Origin of the sequence: Micromonospora sp. DT53 (assembly GCF_049841535.1) — a bacterium.
GTDB lineage: Bacteria > Actinomycetota > Actinomycetes > Mycobacteriales > Micromonosporaceae > Micromonospora.
Map to the genome: position 1 here is coordinate 1115410 of NZ_JBNCKM010000001.1, position 17212 is coordinate 1132621.

The following is a 17212-nucleotide window of genomic DNA, read 5'->3' on the forward strand; positions in this document are numbered from 1 at the left end:
GGGTGTCGGGGACCACTCACAACGATCCGCCTGCTCCGCTGCCGTACTTTGGAGCGGCACTGGTTTGCGTGAGCTGCCCGACGAGGCGCTCGGCTGGCTGGCGAAGGTGATCGGTGGGATGCGGCCGTGGGCCGACCCGCGTCATCTCGCCGGAGGCTGCCCACACGCCGCAGGAGTTGCGCGACACCTACGGCCCGGGGCTGATCCCCCTCCATCCGGCGTGCCGGCTCCCCGCCAACCAGGGGAGCCGGCACGCTGAACTTCGGTCGTCGCGCAAGCGCCCGCGCCCCGCCGCGGAACCGTCCAAGGCGCACACGCCAGCGACGGCCCCCGGCCCTTCCCGGAAACCGCACCACACCGAAAGCACTCGGGAGCCTGAAGATCAAGATCCCCGGGCGGGTGCTCTGGTCGGCCCGGCGCTGAACTCATCGGCAGTCGCGACGTCATAGCAGGTGTTGGCCCGGCTCTTCGTGAGGCGAGACTCACGGGCCCACGCGGTACAGCACGGGGTTCCGACGGGGACTGGGAATGGGGATCCGGCAGCAACGGTGCTGTCTCCTCGTCTCCGGTACCGCGTCGCCACCCCGTTCCCCGACCCTAGATCTGAGGAAACGAGTATGAGTAACAAGAGCAGGGCCATGGTCGGCGGCATCGCCGCCACCCTCGCTGCCGGGGCCACGCTGGCGATTGGCGCCCCGGCCCAGGCAACCCCGTCCGGACCGGGCGTCGTCGGCACCGTCATCTCGCAATGGACCGCCAACGGGACGGACTACACCCTTCGCGAGATCACGATCCCGACCGGTCAGTCGACCGGATGGCACTACCACGACGGCAACCTCTACGGCTGGGTCAAGCAGGGCACGCTGAGCCACTTCGACTCGACCTGCGCCGTAGACGGGATCTACCCGCTCGGCTCCTTCATCCAGGAGCCGAGCGGCCCGCGCCATGTGCACATCGGTGTCAACCGCGGGAAGGTCCCCGTGGTCCTTGAGGTGCTGTACGTGCTGCCGCACGGCTCGCCGTTCGCGGAGGACGCGCCCAACCCCGGCTGCTCTTTCCAGTAAGCGGTTGGGCCGGCGTCCGTCGGGCGCCGGCCCAAGCGGCGGTTGAGGACGGGCGCTTGGCCGGCGTGGTTCGCTCACGGTCCACGATCGTGGCGAATGCTCGGCGGTCATCCACACCACTGTCGACGGCCGGGCCGTGGTGGCCCGCCGGGAAAAGGGCGTCAGCGATCAACCCCCACCTGGCCACCGCCTGCGACTCCCTCGTGTTCTCGAAGGAAATGTGACCGGCAGCCGGCGCGGCATGCTCGCGGTGCCGCCTCCGGATGTGAACCGGCGGCCGTTCGCTCGGGGCGAACGGCCGCCGGTACTTCCTGCGGGGAGGTCTAATTGCGGATGGTGGCCAGGGCGGTGCTCCAGGAGACGACGTCGTCCAAGACGGTGCCGAGGACCTCCTCGTGGTGGGCCGTGGGCTTGAAGGTCCGATAGTTCTCAAAGTCGGCGTGCAGGCCCAGGACCAGCTGAGTGCGGACCGTGGCCACCTTGACCTCGGCGAGCGTGCCGCGCAGGTGCTCGACCGCGCGGACGCCACCGGCCACGCCGTAGCTGACGAAGCCGGCCGCCTTGTTGTGCCACTCGGCGAACAGGAAGTCGATCGCGTTCTTGAGCCCGGCCGGGATCGAGTGGTTGTACTCCGGGGTGACGAAGACGTAGCCGTCGTACTGGCCGATCGTCGCCGCCCATTCGCGGGTGTGCTCGTTCGCGTACTGCCCGAAGGACGGTGGCATCGCCTCGTCCAGCAGCGGCAGCGGGTAGTCGACCAGGTCGACGAGGGTGTATTCGGCGTCGGTGCGCTTGGTGGCGACCTGGTGGACCCATTGTCCGACCTGCTCGCCGTTGCGGTGGGGGCGCGTGCTGCCGATGACGATGGCGATCTTGAGCATCGAGTTGCATCTCCGGTCGTGTGGGCGGAATCGCCACGGAAGCGGCGGTCCGGGGGCGCCACCATTTCCGTGGCACCCGTCAGGACGGTCGAACGGGCCGCCGGTTCAACGCTCGGCGATTTCGAGGGCGACGGCGCGCTGGTCGCGATGGCCGGCGAACGGTGCAGGGCCGCGGGTTGGACGGAGATCAGCGCGGTCTGTACGGATCCGGCGTACCGGCGGCGAGGCTTGGCCGGCGCGCTGGTCCGTACGCTCACCACCCGGATCCACGGCCGCGGTGACGACGCGTTCCTGCACGTGCGGGAGAACAACCACGGCGCGATCCGGCTCTACCAGGCGCTCGGATTCGTGGTGGAATCGGTGCCGCTGTTCATCGGCGTGACTGTGCCCGGGTGAAGGGCGAATGAACCGGCACCGCGGTAGGCCGCCTTTCCAGTGTGACCGTTTACCCGCTCAGCAGCCCGAAGCGACTGACGTGGCCAGCCGAGTCCGACGGCGCCGCCTGAGTGGACAGTCGCGGCACCGCGCACTGAACCCGGGCCGGTTGTATCCGTCGCAGTGGGCATGACCAATGTTCAGTACGACGCTCGAGATTCCGAGGTGGCTGCTCGATGAAGGACCTGACCGCCTTCTACGCCGTCGTCTCGGGCGTCTGTTTCACCCTGCTCGGCCTGTGGTGGGTGGCCGTGCAGGAGATTGCCGACCTGCGGCGTTCCGAGTTGGGGGCGAGCCGGATGGCGTATCTGGTATCGCTGCAGTTCGCGCTGCCCGGGACCGCCGCTCTGCTGAGCCAGGTCGCCCCGGCGGTGCCGATGCTGTGGCGGTCGGCGTTCGTGATCGGAGGTGTCGCGGGAGCGGTCGGCATCCTGTTCATGGCGCCGCTGCTGCGGGGATCCGGCCGGCAGCGGGCCCTGTCGCTGCTGCGGTGGATCGGTGTGCCTTTGTACCTGCTGATCGTCGTGGTTGCCGCGGCACCGGGGATCGGCGCGGCCCCCGGCGGCACCGGCCTTACCCGCGCGCAGCTCGAGGGTGTGCTTTTCTGCGTGCTGGTGCTGCTCGGTGTGCAGACGGCGTGGGCGGCAGCCATGTCCCCCGAACCGGCCCCGACCTCCTTCCCGGGATGAACCGGGCGTCGTGCGGCACCCGTGCCAGATCGGGGTGCCGCTGGTCGACGCGTCCGGTAGGTCGGGCCGGCGTCGAGGTGGCTTTGCATGCACGCCACCTCGACGAGGCGGAACCCAGCAGGCGTATGGGGTGAGATAGCGCGTGGAGGTCTCGACCGACGACGTCGACTGGACGCCGGTCCACCCGGACCACTTCCGGGATCGGCGGCATTGTCTCCTGCGCGGCCCACAGGTGCGACTGGCCGCTACGTCCGGATGTTCGGCACGAAACGTAACAGCCATTACGGCAACTCGCGGTACGAGATCGAGGTGCGGTGAGAGTGTCCCTGGGAACACCAGGAAAAGCCGGGCCTGGTTGCGCCCTCGGCCTCCCGGCACCATGAGAAGCGAGCAATTTCCGACAAGAGCAGGTTGTGATTTATGAGTGAGACGGTTCTGGTCACCGGCGGGTCCGGGTTCCTGGGCGCACACGCGATCGTGCAGCTGCTCGAGCAGGGATACACGGTGCGGACCACAGTGCGGTCGTTGAAGCGTGAGGCCGATGTACGTGCGATGGTCGCGGCCGGCGGAGCCGAAGCCGGTGACCGGCTGACGTTGGTGGAGGCCGACCTCGGCGCCGATGCCGGATGGACGGCTGCGGTCGACGGCGTCGACCACGTGCTGCACGTGGCGTCACCCTTCCCCGCGCAGGCACCGAAGAATGAGGACGAACTGATCATTCCCGCCCGAGACGGGACACTGCGGGTGCTTCGGGCTGCCCGTGACGCGAATGTCAGAAGGGTCGTTCTGACCTCCTCGTTCGCGGCGATCGGCTACGGGCACCCAGACGAGGGCCCATTCGACGAGACGGTATGGACGGACACTGACGCCCCGATCCGGCCGTACATCAAGTCGAAGACGATTGCTGAGCAGGCCGCATGGGACTTCGTGCAGCGGGAGGGCAACGGGATGGAGCTGGTCGTGATCAACCCGACCGGGATCTTCGGGCCCGCTCTCGGCCCCGACTACTCCGGATCGCTCGGCCTGGTTGAGGCGATGCTGGATGGACGCCTCCCGTTTCTGCCCGACACCCGATTCGGAGTCGCGGACGTACGCGACGTCGCCGCTCTCCACATCCTCGCGATGACCGACTCCCGGGCGGCCGGAGAACGGTTCATCGCAGCCGGGGGATACTCCTCCTTCGCCGATATCGCCCGTGTTCTCCGCGACGGTATGGGCCCCGAGGCGGAGAAGGTCCCGACCCGCCGCATCCCCACCTGGCTGCTGAAGACCCTGGCGGTGGGAGTGAAACCACTACGCGAACTCTCCGCGGACGCGGGCGTGCGGCGCGAACCGGCGCTGGGAAAGGGCGTCCGCACACTGGGCTGGAAGACCCGGCCGACGACGGACACCATCCTCGACACCGCTCGCAGCCTCATCGCTCTCAAAGCGAAGGCCGCGATCTGAGCGTCGCCGCGGCCCACGTCAGCTGCCCGCCCGGGCCGGTCCGGCGTTACGACTGGAACGCCGAGGCGCCTGACGGGCCGAGGGCCCGGCGGGCAGAGGGTGCTGCACGGCTATGATCTCGGACGTGGGCACCACGAGCCTGGGCGAGTATCTGCGAGCGCGGCGCGCCCAGTTGCGGCCCGAGGACGTCGGTCTGCCCGCCGGCACCCGCCGCCGGGTCGAGGGACTGCGTCGTGAAGAGGTCGCGCTGCTCGCCGGCATCAGTCCCGAGTACTACCTGCGGCTCGAACAAGGCCGCGACCAGCACCCCAGCGACCAGGTGCTCGCCTCCCTCGCCGGGGCCCTGCGCCTCGACGCCGACGGAACCGCCTACCTGGAGGCCATTGCCCGCCCCACGCGATCCGCGTCGAGGAAGGCACTCGCCGAGAAGGTGAGCCCGCACATGCAGGCCCTCATCGACGGCTGGCCCACCACCGCTGCCTACGTTCAAGGCCGCCGATTCACTGTCCTCGCTGCCAACCCACTCGCGGTCGCGCTTACCCGCCATTTCGCCCTCGGCGCGAGTCCGATCAGGGCCGCGTTCCTCGCACCCGACATGCACACCCTCTATCGGGACTGGGACGAGATGACCGCCAGGACCGTCCCCTTCATGCGATCCGTCGTCGCCGGGCATGAGGGCGAACCCGAGGTGGCGGCTCTGATCGGAGAGCTCAGTCTGCGCTCCGAACGCTTCCGGACGTTGTGGGCGCGGCACGACGTGAAGGTCCGCGACGACGGCCCCACCACGTTCGTCCATCCGCACGTCGGGCCGCTTGATCTGCGGTTCCAGAAGTTCGTGCTCCCCGAGTCCGGCCAGCTCCTCGTTACGTACCACGCTGAACCGGGCAGTCCCTCCGAGGACCCCTTCCGCATACTCGCCGCCCTCGCCGCCGGCACCCACTGACCGAGGCGGCCCCGGGCCGCGCATAGCGGCCTCCTCTCGGGATGATCGTCCGTCCACCGGGACGACCTGCGGACACGGGATCCACCGCGCGGCACGTCAAGATCCGGTGGCGACTGGGACTTCGGGGGCTTCGGCCTCGGCGAGCCGCAGCTCCTCGATCCGCCGCTGGCGGGATGGACCGGCCGCCAGCTGACCGACGACCACCAGCGCGCACAGCCCGCCGCAGCCCAGCCACAGCACCGCGGTCCCGAGGCCGCCCTGAACGAAACCGCCGGTGACCGGGCCGACCGCCCAGGCCGCGGAGATGAACAGGGAAAGCACTGCCTGGTACCGGCCGCGCATCAAGACCGGGGCGGGCGAGGCGACGGTCGTCGAGGTGGCCGGGAAGTGCACCATCTCGCCGAGAGTCCAGATGACCACCGTGAGCGCATAGAACCAGGCGCCGTCGGCGAACGCGTTGAGGCCGAAACCTACGCCAGCCAGGGCAGCGGCCAGCGCCAGGACGTGGGCGTCCGGCCTGCCCGCGATCATTTTCGGCACGAACAACTGGCCGCCGAGCAGCAGCACACCGTTGAGCACGATCATCCAGCCGTAGACCGCCGGCCCGTTGCCGTCCGCGGTCATGGCGATCGGCAGCGTGGTGGCGTTCTGGGAGGCGACCAGTAGAAGCACGAAGTTGAGGAACGCCAGGAAGATGAACGTCCGGTCGCGGAAGACCGCACCCAGACCCCGGTTCAGGACCGCGGCGCCGATCGCGGACACCACCATCACCGCGGGCGGCGGGGCCACGACCGCCGACGTGACGGCGACCCAACTGACCGGGCTCTTCGTCCGCACCACGCTCGTGACCATCGCGCTCGGGGCGTGACTGCCCTGCGACCGGCATCACCACCAGGTCGGTTGAACCCGGCCTCCGCCCGGGCGTCTCCCCCTCGACCGGACATCGAGCGGAGATTGAGTGATGAATGACCTACCTGATGTGAACGTGTTGCGCGACCAGCTCACCGGTCCGCTGTTCCTCCCTGGCGATCCCGGGTACGACGACGAGTGCGCCACCTTCAACCTGAACACGCCGCTGGCGCCGGCGATCGCTGTCGGGGCGGCCACGCCGGACGACGTACGGAACGCCGTTCGTTTCGCCGCGATCAACGGCCTGGCGGTCGCCGTTCGCGGCGGGGGCCACCTGCAGCCGCGCAGCGGCGTGGGCCAGCTCCTGCTCACCCTGGATCGGATGAACTCGGTCCGGATCGACCCCGTTCGCGCCACCGCCCGGATCACGGGCACCCCGCGCTGGAGTCAGGTGACGTCGGCCGCCAGCGAGCACGGGCTGGCCGCGATGAACGGCTCCTCACCCACCGTCGGCGCGATCGGCTACCTGCTCGGCGGCGGGATGAGCCCGGTGCTCGGCCGGCCCTTCGGGTACGCCTCCGACCACATCCTGTCGATCGACGTGGTCACCGCGGACGGCGAGCTGCGGCAGGTGACCGGGACCAGTGACCCGGACCTGTTCTTCGCGCTGCGCGGCTCGAAGGGCAACCTCGGTGTGGTCACCGCGGTCGACCTGGCGCTGCAGCCGGTCCGCACCGTCTACGGCGGTGGTCTCTGGTTCGCGGGGGAGCGACTGGCCGAGATCCTGCCGGTCTGGCGGGATTTCGCGGCGGCGCTGCCCGACGCGGCCACCACCTCGATCGCCGTCCAACGGCTGCCCGCCGCGCCCGAGCTGCCGGAACCGTTGCGCGCGGCGTTCGTCCTGCACGTGAGGTACGCGTACGTCGGGCCGGCCGCCGAGGGGGAAAGGCTGCTCGCTCCGATGCGGGTCCTGGGCCCGGTCGTCCTCGACACGATCACGGACCTGCCGTACGCGGACTCCGGAACCATCCACCACGACCCGGACCTGCCGCTGCCGTACTTCGACCGGAGCCTGGGCCTGCGTGAGTTGTCCGACGGCACCCTGGCCGCGCTGGTCGAGCTGACCGGACCCGGTTCCGACTGCCCGCTGGTCAGTGCGGAGATCCGCGCCCTGGGCGGTGCCCTCGACCGGCCGCCGGCCGCGCCCGACGCGGTGCCGTCCCGGGGCCTGCCCTTCCAGTTCTTCGCGTTCGGGGTCGGCGGCCCCGACGAGGCCCAGCTCATGCAGGGCTACCTGGCGCGGTGCGTCGACGTGCTGTCCCCCTGGGCCTTCCCCCGCCGGATGGTCAACTTCGTCTCGCCGGAGGAGGCGCTCACGCCGAGGAGCCTGCGTGAGGTGTACGGCGCTGAGCTGTACGACCGGATCGTCGCGGTCAAGGAGAAGTACGACCCGGACAACGTCTTCCGGAACAACCACAACATCGTCCGCGCCTGATCGGGGTTCCTACGCCGCTGGGGACGGAGGAAACCGCGGCCGCCGGTGAACCTGGGACAGCTCGGAACCGGCGGCGCGGCGGTCTGCTCCGCCGCCGGTTCCGGCCGATCGCGCCCAAACGTGCCGGCGAGGGTCACGATGGCAGTCAACAGCAGCCGAGCAGGAGCACTACCGCCAACAGGGCGACGAGGCTGATCCGGCGGCTGCTTTTCGGTTACTTCGGTCACGGCGGCCCGGTTGTCGGTGCCGCGCACGAAGCCGGCGCCGCGGACCACGCCGAAGGCGCCGTCGACGAAGGCGCCCAAGACCAATCCGTCGGTCTGGCATACGAGGCGGGTCGGGGGCACCACGGATCAGAAGCGGGGACAGTCGTCCTCGCCCACCGGCTATGCCTCACCGTGGGCGGCAACGGCGACGTCGCACTGGCCGACCAGGGCAAGGTGGTCTGGCGGATCGGGACGGCCGGCCGTGGTTCCGAGCTGGTGATGCAGGGTGACGGCAATCTGTGCCTCTACAAACCGGCTGGTGCCGGGTGTGGTCGATGCACACCGAGGGCCACAACGGCGCGGAACTCGTCCTCGGTGCGGATGGTTTCGCTCCGGATCGTGTTCCAGGGCCGGTAGCTGTGGACGGGCCGCTGACCCTGGCCACCCTGGGGGCCATTAGTCCTTCGGGTCCATCGCCTGGCGCAGCGCACGGATCGCGTAGTGGGCGCGGGACTTCACCGTGCCGGGCGGGAGGTCAAGCTCGCGTGCCACGTCCTCGATGGACCGGCCGCGCAAGTGCAGGTCGGTCAGCACCTGCCGGTGGGCCGGGCTGAGCTGTTTGAAGGCTCGCACCATGGCCTCGCCGGCCAGTGCGGCGTCGGTGGTGTCCTCGGAGCGGGTGACCCACTCGAGATCGAAGACGGGCGTCTCGCTGGGCCGGATCATTTTCGACCGTACGGTGTCGATGAAGATCCGGCGGGCCACCGTGAACAGCCAGCGACGCTGGTTGAGCTCCTGCTCGGGCAGGGTGTCGACGTGACGCCAGGCGCGCAGCATCGTCTCCTGCAGAAGGTCCTCCGCGGTCTGCTTGTCGCCGCGGGTCATCTTGATGAGATGCCGGAGGACGCTCGGCCCGTGGGTTTCGTGCAGGGTGCGAATGCGGTCGCTGGGCGAAAGCGTGGTGGTGGTCATCGTGTCCTCTGGCGTGATCAGGTCCGGTAGGCGGGTCCCTCGGGCGTGAGGCTCGTCCAGCCCGGGCGTGAGATCGACGCTAGAAGTCCGAAATGATGCGCTAGTGACCGGAAGTGCCGAGGAAGTGACCTGCCTCGCTGGAGCGCATCGGCGCAGGTCCGACGGATGCGAAGACGATCCGGGACGGTCTGGGTTCACCGCGGGGATGGATCAAGCCGTCGTCGGACCGGCCGCTGCGGATAGCCGGTGCCGCGCCGTGCTGATCCCTGAGTCGGCGAGGTGATCGAACTCGGTCCGAAGGGCTACGTCCTGACCGGCATGACATCAACTACGGCGACATCTCTCGCCCGGGCCACCGCCCCGCAGATGTTCGGCAGCGACGGACTCGTCCGCGCCGCGGACGGCACGATGAGCTATCACGATCAGCCGGAAAATCTGGTGCGCATGCTGTCGAACGCGGTCGCCGGCAACGGCCGCCGCGAGGCGGTGGCCGAGGTCGGCGGACCTCGCCTGACGTACGACGAGCTGTGGACAGCGGCACCACCGGTCGGCCGAAGGGTGTTCGGCTCAGTCACCGCAGCCTGCTGAGCGCGGTCACCTCGATGCGCCGGATCGCCGCGCACCACCGGCTGCCGGAGTTCCAGCGAGACCTCGTCGTCGATCCGCTGTTCCACGTGACCGCGCTCAGCGCACAACTGCTGAACACACTGACTGCCGGTGGGACGCTGTTCATCATGCCGGCCTTCGACGTCACCGCCTTCCTGGACATCATCGAGCGGGAGCGGATCCAGTCGCTGATCGGCGTTCCCACCGTCTTCGCGCTGGCCGTCGCGCATCCGCGCCTGAACGAGGTGGACATCTGGTCTGTGCAATCGGTGGGCTTCGGTGGGGCCGCGGCGACTCCGGAGATCATCGGCGGGATCCGGCGCGCATTCCCGGGCGCCCGCCTCACCTACGCGTACGGGATGACCGAGACCTCAGGCCCGTTGCTGTTCCTCACCGACGACTTCGCGCAGACACGGCCCGACTCGGTGGGGTTCCCCGGGCCGGTGTGGGAGGCCCGCATCGATCGGCCGGGACCGGCGGTGTCCTCGGGCCGTGGGCGAAGTCGGTGTATCAAGCGGCGAGCTGTTCGAAGAGTAGGACGGCCTCCTGTACCGGTGGCAACGCGGCGATCTCCTCGGCCAGTGCCGCCGCGCGCTCGCCGAACCGCGGGTCGGCGAGGATTCGCTCAGCCGCGTCGCGCAGGTGGCCTGGCTCGGGCGCGCCGCCCACGCCGAGCCGCAGACCGGCGCCGGCCCGTTCGACGGCGTCGGCCATTGCCGGTTGGTCGCCGAACTGCGGAACGGCCAGGATCGGCAGCCCCGCTCGCAGCGCGGCCAGCGTGGTGCCGCCGCCTCCGTGACCGACGACCAGCGCGGCCCGGGCCAGCACCGGATCCTCGTCGACCCAAGCCTGGGTGTGCACGTTGCCGGGCAGGTCGCGCCAGAGGTCGGGGTCCGACCGGCCGGTGCTGACGATCAGCTCCACCGGCAGTTCGCTCAGCGCCTCGGCGCTCGCCCGCAGCATCCTCGCCCCGTCCTCGCCACCGGGCAGGACCGTGCCGTAGGACAGGTAGACCACGCGGCGCGCGCTCGGTCGCCGGGCCGGCGCGGGTCCGTGACGGAACCGGTGGACCGACGGCGGCCCGCCGGCAGGATCGAAGGACGCGGGGAACGGCGAGATCCAGCTCTGTTCGGGTGGTCCGGGCCGCAAGCCCAGCGGTTCGAGCAGCGGCAAGACCTGCTGCTGCATCGCGCGGGCGAAGCCGTGCACGGTCATGTTGACCGGGATCTCGGGTATGCCGTACTCCTGGGCGGTGACCAGGGACGCCATCTCGGCGAGATCCCGCACGATCAGCGTCGGCCGGAAGCCCTCGACGGCCTTCCGCAGGCCCGGCATCGCCGCTCGCGGGCCGAACTCGCCGAACACGCGTACGCCCCGGCTGTCGACGACCTCGGGGTCGGTCTCGGCCGGCTGGTCCAGCAGGGCCAGGTCCTCCGGCGGGATGTCGTCGAACGGCTGATGCCGGAACCCGGCCGCGACGATCTGCTCGGCGAACGAGCGGGGCGCCGCGAAAGCCACGTCGTGACCCGCCGTGGCACTGGCATTGGCGAACGGGAGCAGTGGCCGGAAATGGCCGGTGTTCGCCGTCGTCGAGAAAAGGATCCTCATGATTCTCCATCCGTCGCTGCCGTAGACGAGGGCGACGGGCCTGGGTTCACCCGGCGGACGGTGGGAAAGGGCCCGTCTCGGGGCCCGCCTCGACGGGCCCCGACCCCGGGCGTTCCTCAGTGCTGATGGCCTGTCATGCCGGCGTGCATCCCCGCCATCCGGTGGTGCAGCTCCAGTGCGGACTGGGGCAGGATGACTAGCGGCCGCATCGTGCCCTCGTCCTCGTGGTCGAGCAGGTGGCAGTGGTACATGAACCGGCCCGCGAAGTCGCCGTACCTACCGGCCACGGTGACCAGCGAGTTGGGGGCGACCGTGATGGTGTCCTTCCAGCCCGTCTCCTCCGGAGCGACCGGCAGCGGGGCTCCCACCGTGATCGGCGTGCGGGTGCCGCCGATCGTCAGGTCGAGGCCGGAGGCGTCGACCGACCGCCGGTCGACGATCTGGAAGTTCATCTGGTGGATGTGCATCGGGGGCGGTGGTCCGGCGGTTCCGCAACGTGCGCAGCTCCGTCGGCATCCTGATTTGCACGATGCCGTTGCCGAGCTGGGAGTCGTCGGGCACCTCCTTGAGCTCCCACATCACCGGCATACCGGACACGGCCGTGGTCAGCGCGAACCGTTCCGGCGTGTTCCGCGGAACGGCATCCAGGGTCAGCCGCCGGAACGAGGCCGGTCATGACCTGGGCCTCGGGAATGGTCGCGCTGTGTGCCGCCATCGTGCCGACCCCGTAGAGGCTGACGCCCGCCGCGGCGGCCCCGGTCATGCCCAGGAAAGCGCGCGCCTGCTCTTTGGTTCCATCTGTTTCCCCCCATTGCCGGCGGCGTGGCTGATGGCCGCCGCACTGGCCACGACGCGCGGAACCGGTCGCGGGTTCAGGGGGCGTCGGCCTTGCCTCCGGAGTTGAACTCGACGCCCGATTCGACGGCGGCTGCCGTCGGCCGCAGTCGTTCGCCGAGGCGGGCGAACTGTTCTCGAAGGCCGGTCGGCGTCTCCCCGCCCTCGGCCACCACGCGGAAGCGGTCATTGGCCTGGCGCCAGGCGGCCAGCGCGTCCCACCGGCGGTCCGCCTCGAAGTACGCCTCGGCGAGCGCCAACCCGGTCTTCATCTCCCAGAAGACGCTCCCGCCGTCGGCGTACAACCGGCGGGCCATGAGCAGGAAGTCGATCGCGTCGGCCCGGTGCCCGGCCGTGCCGATGTGCCAGAATTCGGCCGCCGCGTGGTACAGCCGCCTGCGGCCGAGGTTGCGCTCCAGCGCTTCGGTCAGCGTAGTGACGCCCTGTTCGGTCCGGCCGAGTTCCAGCTGGCAGCGGCCGAGGCCGACCAGGGCGGCGGTGATCCCGGCCTCATGGTTGTGGTCGCGGAACAGCCGTAAGGCGCGTTCGTAGAACGGGGTGGCGCCGGCGTAGTCGGGCGGCTCGGCGAGCGCGTGTGACATCGCGAGTTGGAGCTGGGCGAGGGCTTGTTCCACCCCGGCGCCCAATTCCTCGAAGATGGCCAGGGCGGCCTCGAGTCCGGTCCGCATCTCGTCGTCGCGCTGGTCCTGTCCGGCGAGCCAGGCCAGTTCGATGCGCAGGTGCCCCTCCGCCATGCGGTCGCCGGTCCGCCGGGCGGCCGCAAGCGCCATCTCGGCCGGTCTCTCCAGGTCGACAGCGACCCGCAGCCGGTTGTACGCCGGGAAGGCATCGGCGATGGTCCACCATGGACTGCGTCCTCGGGCGAACTGGTCGGCCCAGGCCCCGCTTAGGTTCTCCAGCTCACCGCGCAGCCAGTCCAGCGCGGAGCGGGAATCGGGGAAGTCGAGGGGCTCGACGCCAGGCATCGGGAGCGTGTCGATGGTCCGCACCACCGGGTCCAGGTGGCGCATGTTCATCGTGTTCAGGGCCTGGGTGTAGTGGTCGAGGACCCGATCTGCCGCCTGTTCCCGCTCGGCTGCGGTGTCGATCTCGGCCGACAGTTCGGCGGCGTAGACGGCGAGTAGGTCGTGCTGGCCGAAACGGCCGGGCCGCGGTTCAGAGATCAGCCGGGTCCGCAGCAGCTCCCGGATCAGCGGGTCGATCGCGGACCGGGGCTCGGCGGCCAGGCTGGCCAGTAGCGGGGGAGCGCTGTCGGATCCGGTCTGCAGGGGGAGCAGCCGGAACAACCGGGCCGCCTGCGGGCTCAGTCGGCGGTAGGACCAGGAGAAGACCGCGCGAACCCCGCCGAGTGCATCATCGTCGAACGCGTCGAGGCTGTCGCGGGACCCCTCCAGCTCCGCCAGCAGTCCCGCGATGCCGCCGACGCGGCCGCGGGCCCGGGCAGCCACGACCGCGACGGCGAGTGGCAGCCGGCCGCAGTAGGCGACGATCCGGTCGAGGTCCTGGTCGCTGTAGCCGCCCTGAGTTCCGGCGCGCCGGCGCAGGTCCTCGCGCGCGTCGTCGATGCCGGGCAGGTCGAGGGCGAGCAGCATGGCTCCCTCGCGGGTGGACAGGCCACCGAACCGGGTCCGGCTGGTGATCAGCACCAGCGAGCCGACCGACCCGGGCATCAGCGGGCGCACCTGCTCGATATCGCGGGCGTTGTCGAGCACGACCAGCAGCCGGCAGCCGGCGGCCATCTGGCGGAACAGGGCCGCCCGCGACGGGGTGTCCGGGGGTACGGCGGCCGGCGGCACCCCGAGCGCGTCGAGAAACCCGGCCAGCACGTCGTGCGGGTCGGCGGGTTCGCCGGTCGGGGCGTATCCGCGCAGGTTGGCGAAGAGTCGGCCGTCCGGGAACCGATCCTCGACCGAGTGGGCCCAATGCACGGCGAGCGTGGACTTTCCGACCCCGGGGATGCCGTCGATCGCGATCACCCCGGCGGTGCCGGCGAATTGGGACAGGGCGGCGGTCAGGGCCGCCATCTCCACCCGCCGCCCGCCGAACAGCCGCAGGTCGGCCGGGAGTTGCTCCGGCGGCGTCGCGGAGGGCGGCACTGCGACCGGGGCCGCCGGTTCCAGCGCCTCGGTGACCTGCTGGTAGGCGGCGGCCAGGGCCGGTCCGGGCGGGACGCCGAGGTGCTCGTCGAGCGCGTCGCGCGTACGCCGGTACCAGTCGGCCACCGCAGTCACCCGCCCGTCCGCGGTCAGCAGCTGGATGACCCCGGCCGCCAGCGACTCGTCGAGCGGATTCGCCTCGGCGACCGCGCGGACCAGGGGCAGGACGGCGGTCGCCGCACCGGCCCGTAGCGCCGCCTGGGCGGCGGCCAGGGCGGCGGCCGCCCGTTCCTCGTCCACGGCCGCGAACGCGGCGGGGAGGGAGCCCGAGCGGGCCAGTCCCTGGGCATAGCGGCCGCGCCACAGGGACAGGGCGGCGACCCAGTCCGGGACGGCCAGCGCCGGGGTCGGGGCCGTGCTCGCCCGCTCGGCCAGCGCCCGGAACTCCAGCACGTCGGCGGTGTCCGGGCCGGCTCGTAGGCGGTAGCCGCCAGGCACCCCGGCCAGCCACGACCCGGCGGCCCGGAACGGCAGTCCGGGCTCGAACGCCCGGCGGATCACGCCGACGTGCCGCCGCACCATGTTCACCGCGTTGACCGGCGGATCGGTGCCCCACAGCAGGTCGATCAGCTCATTGACGCCGACCGTCTGCCCGGCCCGGGCCAGCAGCAACGCGAGCATGAGCTGCGGACGGCGGTCAAGGTCGACCTCCACGCCGTCGCGGAACACCTGAACCGCCCCGAGCGCGGCCAACCTGATCATGGGAATCACTCTAGATCGCCACAAGCCGGGTACGAGACGGCGGAGGCTGATGTCCCACAAACGGCACGGGGTACGCGCCAGCCCGCAGGCTGGTACGGACCTCGCGCCGGTAGCCATTCGGTGGGAGCCGACCACCGAGGCCCAATCCAGCTCGACGACCACCTGCTGATACGCGGTGTATCCGACGTAGCGGGTTTGTGGTTTCCACCGAACGAGGGCCCGTCATTCTCGAAGCTCACGAAGCGATTGCCTGCGAGCGGAAGAGACAATGGTTCAGAGTTCAGAAATGACCGAATTGTCGAGGAGGGGCCGCCGTGCTAATTCCGATGCGTTTTACCATTCTGGGCGGGGTGCGGGCCTGGCGCGGTGAGGACGAGGTGGACCTCGGTGCCCGGCAGCCTCGGCTGATGGCCGCCATGCTGCTGGCCCGGGCCGGTCAGCAGGTGGCGGTGTCGGAGCTGGTGGACCTGCTCTGGGGAGCGGACCCGCCGCCCACCGCGGTCAACGTGGTGCACCGCCACATCGGCGCGATCCGGCGGGTGATCGAACCGGGCCTGGCCCGCCGGGCCGAGGGAGACTGGCTGGTCCGCTCGGCTGGCGGGTACCGGATCTCCGTACCGTCCGACTCCGTCGACCTGCTGTTGTTCCGGGAGAAGGCCGCCTACGGCGCGGCGGAGCTGACCGTCGGCCGCACCGACCAGGCGATCGACGCGTACCAGGAGGCCTTGGCTCTGTGGCACGGCCGGTTCGGCGAGGGCCTCGGCGTCGACACCCACCCGCTGTCCGTCGCGGTCAACCGGGAACGGGCGGTGATCGCCTGCGCGGCCGCGGACGCCGCCCTGAACACCCCCAGGGCCGCCTCGCTGCTTCCGGCGCTGCACGCGGCCGCCGCGGCCGAACCGTTCGACGAAGCCCTCGAAGCCCGGCTTCTTCTGCTGCTGGGGGCGGCCGGACGGCCCGGTGAGGCCATCGGGCGCTACCACCGTTTTCGCGAACGTCTGGTCGCCGACTTCGGGATGGGCCCGGGGCGGGAGCTGGTCGCCGCGTTCGAGCGTGTCCTGCGCGAGCCCCAGGACACCGACCCGGTCCGAGCTGTCGCGCCGGTTCCGGCCGTGCCCGTCCCCGCCCCGCCCGTCCGGTCCTCGGCACCCGCCCAGCTCCCGCCCGGTCTGGCGTTGTTCACCGGCCGCCGGAACGAGCTGGCGGAGCTGGACCGGATGTTGGAGGAGGGGGTCGGCCAGCAGCACGGGGCGGCTGTCCTCGCCCTCGACGGCATGCTCGGGGTCGGCAAGACCACGCTGGCGGCGTACTGGGCCCACCGGGTGGCCGACCGGTTCACCGACGGGCAGCTCTTCCTCAACCTGCGGGAGTTCGGCGACGGCGAGCCGATGTCGACTGCCGAGGCGCTGGCTCAGCTGCTGAGTGGTCTCGGCATGACCTACGACGAACTGCCCCCGACCGTCGAGGCGCGGGTGGCGCAGTTCCGCACCCTGACCGCCGGCCGCAAGCTACTGATCCTGCTTGACGACGTGCGCGACGCCGACCAGGTGCGCCCCCTGATCCCGGCGTCGTCCGGCAGCCTCGTGCTGGTCACCAGCCGCGGTCGGCTCACCAGTCTGGCCGCCGCCGATGGGGCGCTGCTGCTCGGGCTCGAGGTGCCGCCGGCCGCTGACGCCCGCGAGATGCTGCTGGCCCGGCTCACCCTGCCGTCGCCGGCCGGGCGGGAAGACGAGGCGACCCTCGACACCGTGCTCGACCGGGCCGGGCGCCTCCCGCTGGCCTTGGCGATCATCGCGGCGCGCATGTCGGAGTACGCGCCGCGTCCGCTTCGCGACCTGGCCGGCTGCATGGCCGAGAAGCACGGGCTGGACGGGTTCGTCGGTGACGACGCCGACAGCGACATGCGGACGGTGCTCGATCGGTCGTACCGCCGGCTCTCTCCCGAGGCGGGCCGGATGTTGCGCAGGCTGAGCGGTGCCGACGCCGAGGTCGCCCCGGACGTCGCCGCCGAGCTGGTTGGCGTGACCCGTTCGAGTGCCACGACGCTGCTGTCCGAGCTGGTCCGAGCGGGGCTGCTGATCCGGTCCGGTTTCTCCCGGTACGCGATGCACCCGCTGGTCCGGGCGTACGCCGCCGAGCTGGCGGCCCAGACCGTGAAACGGCGCCGGCTGCACCTGGTGCGTGCCGCTACCAGCGACGACCTGCGATATGCCGGCATGGCCGCCGGTTGACCGGGGTGACTCGTCGCCGGGGCGCGGCGACGTCCCAGCCCACGTTTGTCGTCACCCACGATCTGAACGGCCGG

14 protein-coding genes and 1 pseudogene are annotated in these 17212 nt (G+C 70.8%); 9 read left to right on the top strand and 6 right to left on the bottom strand.

Features of this window, described 5'->3' with window-relative positions:
* Positions 1-617: 617 nt before the first annotated feature.
* Positions 618-1064: a cupin domain-containing protein gene (locus ACLQ3B_RS05155; RefSeq protein ID WP_425777774.1), complete on the top strand. Its 447-nt coding sequence runs from the start codon at positions 618-620 to the stop codon at positions 1062-1064.
* 323 nt (positions 1065-1387) lie between these two features.
* On the opposite strand, the gene ACLQ3B_RS05160 is transcribed toward ACLQ3B_RS05155, so the two are convergent.
* Positions 1388-1945, bottom strand: a complete 558-nt coding sequence (locus ACLQ3B_RS05160; RefSeq protein ID WP_425777776.1) for an NADPH-dependent FMN reductase — start codon at positions 1943-1945, stop codon at positions 1388-1390.
* Positions 1946-2014: 69 nt separating this feature from the next.
* Here ACLQ3B_RS05160 and ACLQ3B_RS05165 point away from each other — a divergent pair, with 69 nt between their 5' ends.
* The 4 genes from ACLQ3B_RS05165 to ACLQ3B_RS05180 all read left to right on the top strand — a co-directional run bounded on the left by ACLQ3B_RS05165 (position 2015) and on the right by ACLQ3B_RS05180 (position 5458).
* The gene (locus ACLQ3B_RS05165) at positions 2015-2341 is read left to right on the top strand and encodes a GNAT family N-acetyltransferase (protein ID WP_425777778.1); all 327 of its coding nucleotides are present in this window, start codon (positions 2015-2017) and stop codon (positions 2339-2341) included.
* Positions 2342-2556: 215 nt separating this feature from the next.
* Positions 2557-3069, top strand: a complete 513-nt coding sequence (locus ACLQ3B_RS05170) for a hypothetical protein (protein WP_425777780.1) — start codon at positions 2557-2559, stop codon at positions 3067-3069.
* Between the two features lie 420 nt (positions 3070-3489).
* Positions 3490-4515, top strand: coding sequence for an SDR family oxidoreductase (locus ACLQ3B_RS05175; RefSeq protein ID WP_425777782.1), 1026 nt, complete (start codon positions 3490-3492; stop codon positions 4513-4515).
* Positions 4516-4639: 124 nt separating this feature from the next.
* A complete protein-coding gene (locus ACLQ3B_RS05180; protein ID WP_425777784.1) occupies positions 4640-5458 on the top strand; it encodes a helix-turn-helix domain-containing protein in 819 nt (272 codons plus the stop codon).
* Between the two features lie 96 nt (positions 5459-5554).
* Here the strand turns inward: ACLQ3B_RS05180 and ACLQ3B_RS05185 are convergent, their stop codons facing one another.
* A complete protein-coding gene (locus ACLQ3B_RS05185) occupies positions 5555-6298 on the bottom strand; it encodes a hypothetical protein (protein ID WP_425777786.1) in 744 nt (247 codons plus the stop codon).
* 121 nt (positions 6299-6419) lie between these two features.
* Between ACLQ3B_RS05185 and ACLQ3B_RS05190 the strand changes: the two genes are divergently transcribed.
* Positions 6420-7802 carry an FAD-binding oxidoreductase gene (locus tag ACLQ3B_RS05190; protein ID WP_425777788.1) on the top strand — a complete coding sequence of 461 codons (1383 nt, stop codon included), beginning with the start codon at positions 6420-6422 and terminating at the stop codon, positions 7800-7802.
* 662 nt (positions 7803-8464) lie between these two features.
* On the opposite strand, the gene ACLQ3B_RS05195 is transcribed toward ACLQ3B_RS05190, so the two are convergent.
* Positions 8465-8980 carry a sigma-70 family RNA polymerase sigma factor gene (locus ACLQ3B_RS05195; protein ID WP_425777790.1) on the bottom strand — a complete coding sequence of 172 codons (516 nt, stop codon included), beginning with the start codon at positions 8978-8980 and terminating at the stop codon, positions 8465-8467.
* A 366-nt stretch (positions 8981-9346) separates the two neighbouring features.
* Between ACLQ3B_RS05195 and ACLQ3B_RS05200 the strand changes: the two genes are divergently transcribed.
* The gene (locus ACLQ3B_RS05200; protein ID WP_425777792.1) at positions 9347-9568 is read left to right on the top strand and encodes a hypothetical protein; all 222 of its coding nucleotides are present in this window, start codon (positions 9347-9349) and stop codon (positions 9566-9568) included.
* Positions 9508-9987: pseudogene (locus ACLQ3B_RS05205) on the top strand (AMP-binding protein); the annotation flags it as partial. The gene ACLQ3B_RS05200 and the pseudogene ACLQ3B_RS05205, both read left to right, overlap by 61 nt.
* Positions 9988-10096: 109 nt before the next feature.
* Here the strand turns inward: ACLQ3B_RS05205 and ACLQ3B_RS05210 are convergent.
* From ACLQ3B_RS05210 to ACLQ3B_RS05220, 3 genes are all read right to left on the bottom strand, one after another.
* On the bottom strand, positions 10097-11194 hold the full coding sequence (locus ACLQ3B_RS05210; protein ID WP_425777794.1) for a glycosyltransferase: 1098 nt from the start codon (positions 11192-11194) through the stop codon (positions 10097-10099).
* Positions 11195-11310: 116 nt separating this feature from the next.
* Positions 11311-11661 (bottom strand): multicopper oxidase domain-containing protein, encoded by a 351-nt coding sequence (locus tag ACLQ3B_RS05215; RefSeq protein WP_425777795.1) that lies wholly within the window; start codon positions 11659-11661, stop codon positions 11311-11313.
* Positions 11662-12066: 405 nt separating this feature from the next.
* Positions 12067-14907, bottom strand: a complete 2841-nt coding sequence (locus tag ACLQ3B_RS05220; protein ID WP_425777797.1) for a BTAD domain-containing putative transcriptional regulator — start codon at positions 14905-14907, stop codon at positions 12067-12069.
* Between the two features lie 326 nt (positions 14908-15233).
* Between ACLQ3B_RS05220 and ACLQ3B_RS05225 the strand changes: the two genes are divergently transcribed.
* Positions 15234-17138, top strand: coding sequence for a BTAD domain-containing putative transcriptional regulator (locus ACLQ3B_RS05225; RefSeq protein ID WP_425777799.1), 1905 nt, complete (start codon positions 15234-15236; stop codon positions 17136-17138).
* Positions 17139-17212: the final 74 nt, after the last annotated feature.

Bases quoted from the DNA above. Each gene is read 5' to 3' on its own strand.
- ACLQ3B_RS05190 (WP_425777788.1), top strand. From the start codon at position 6,420: ATGAATGACCTACCTGATGTGAACGTGTTGCGCGACCAGCTCACCGGT.
- ACLQ3B_RS05195 (WP_425777790.1), bottom strand. From the start codon at position 8,980: ATGACCACCACCACGCTTTCGCCCAGCGACCGCATTCGCACCCTGCAC.
- ACLQ3B_RS05170 (WP_425777780.1), top strand. From the start codon at position 2,557: ATGAAGGACCTGACCGCCTTCTACGCCGTCGTCTCGGGCGTCTGTTTC.
- ACLQ3B_RS05155 (WP_425777774.1), top strand. From the start codon at position 618: ATGAGTAACAAGAGCAGGGCCATGGTCGGCGGCATCGCCGCCACCCTC.
- ACLQ3B_RS05175 (WP_425777782.1), top strand. From the start codon at position 3,490: ATGAGTGAGACGGTTCTGGTCACCGGCGGGTCCGGGTTCCTGGGCGCA.
- ACLQ3B_RS05220 (WP_425777797.1), bottom strand. From the start codon at position 14,907: ATGATCAGGTTGGCCGCGCTCGGGGCGGTTCAGGTGTTCCGCGACGGC.
- ACLQ3B_RS05160 (WP_425777776.1), bottom strand. From the start codon at position 1,945: ATGCTCAAGATCGCCATCGTCATCGGCAGCACGCGCCCCCACCGCAAC.
- ACLQ3B_RS05210 (WP_425777794.1), bottom strand. From the start codon at position 11,194: ATGAGGATCCTTTTCTCGACGACGGCGAACACCGGCCATTTCCGGCCA.
- ACLQ3B_RS05215 (WP_425777795.1), bottom strand. From the start codon at position 11,661: ATGCACATCCACCAGATGAACTTCCAGATCGTCGACCGGCGGTCGGTC.
- ACLQ3B_RS05225 (WP_425777799.1), top strand. From the start codon at position 15,234: ATGCGTTTTACCATTCTGGGCGGGGTGCGGGCCTGGCGCGGTGAGGAC.
- ACLQ3B_RS05200 (WP_425777792.1), top strand. From the start codon at position 9,347: ATGTTCGGCAGCGACGGACTCGTCCGCGCCGCGGACGGCACGATGAGC.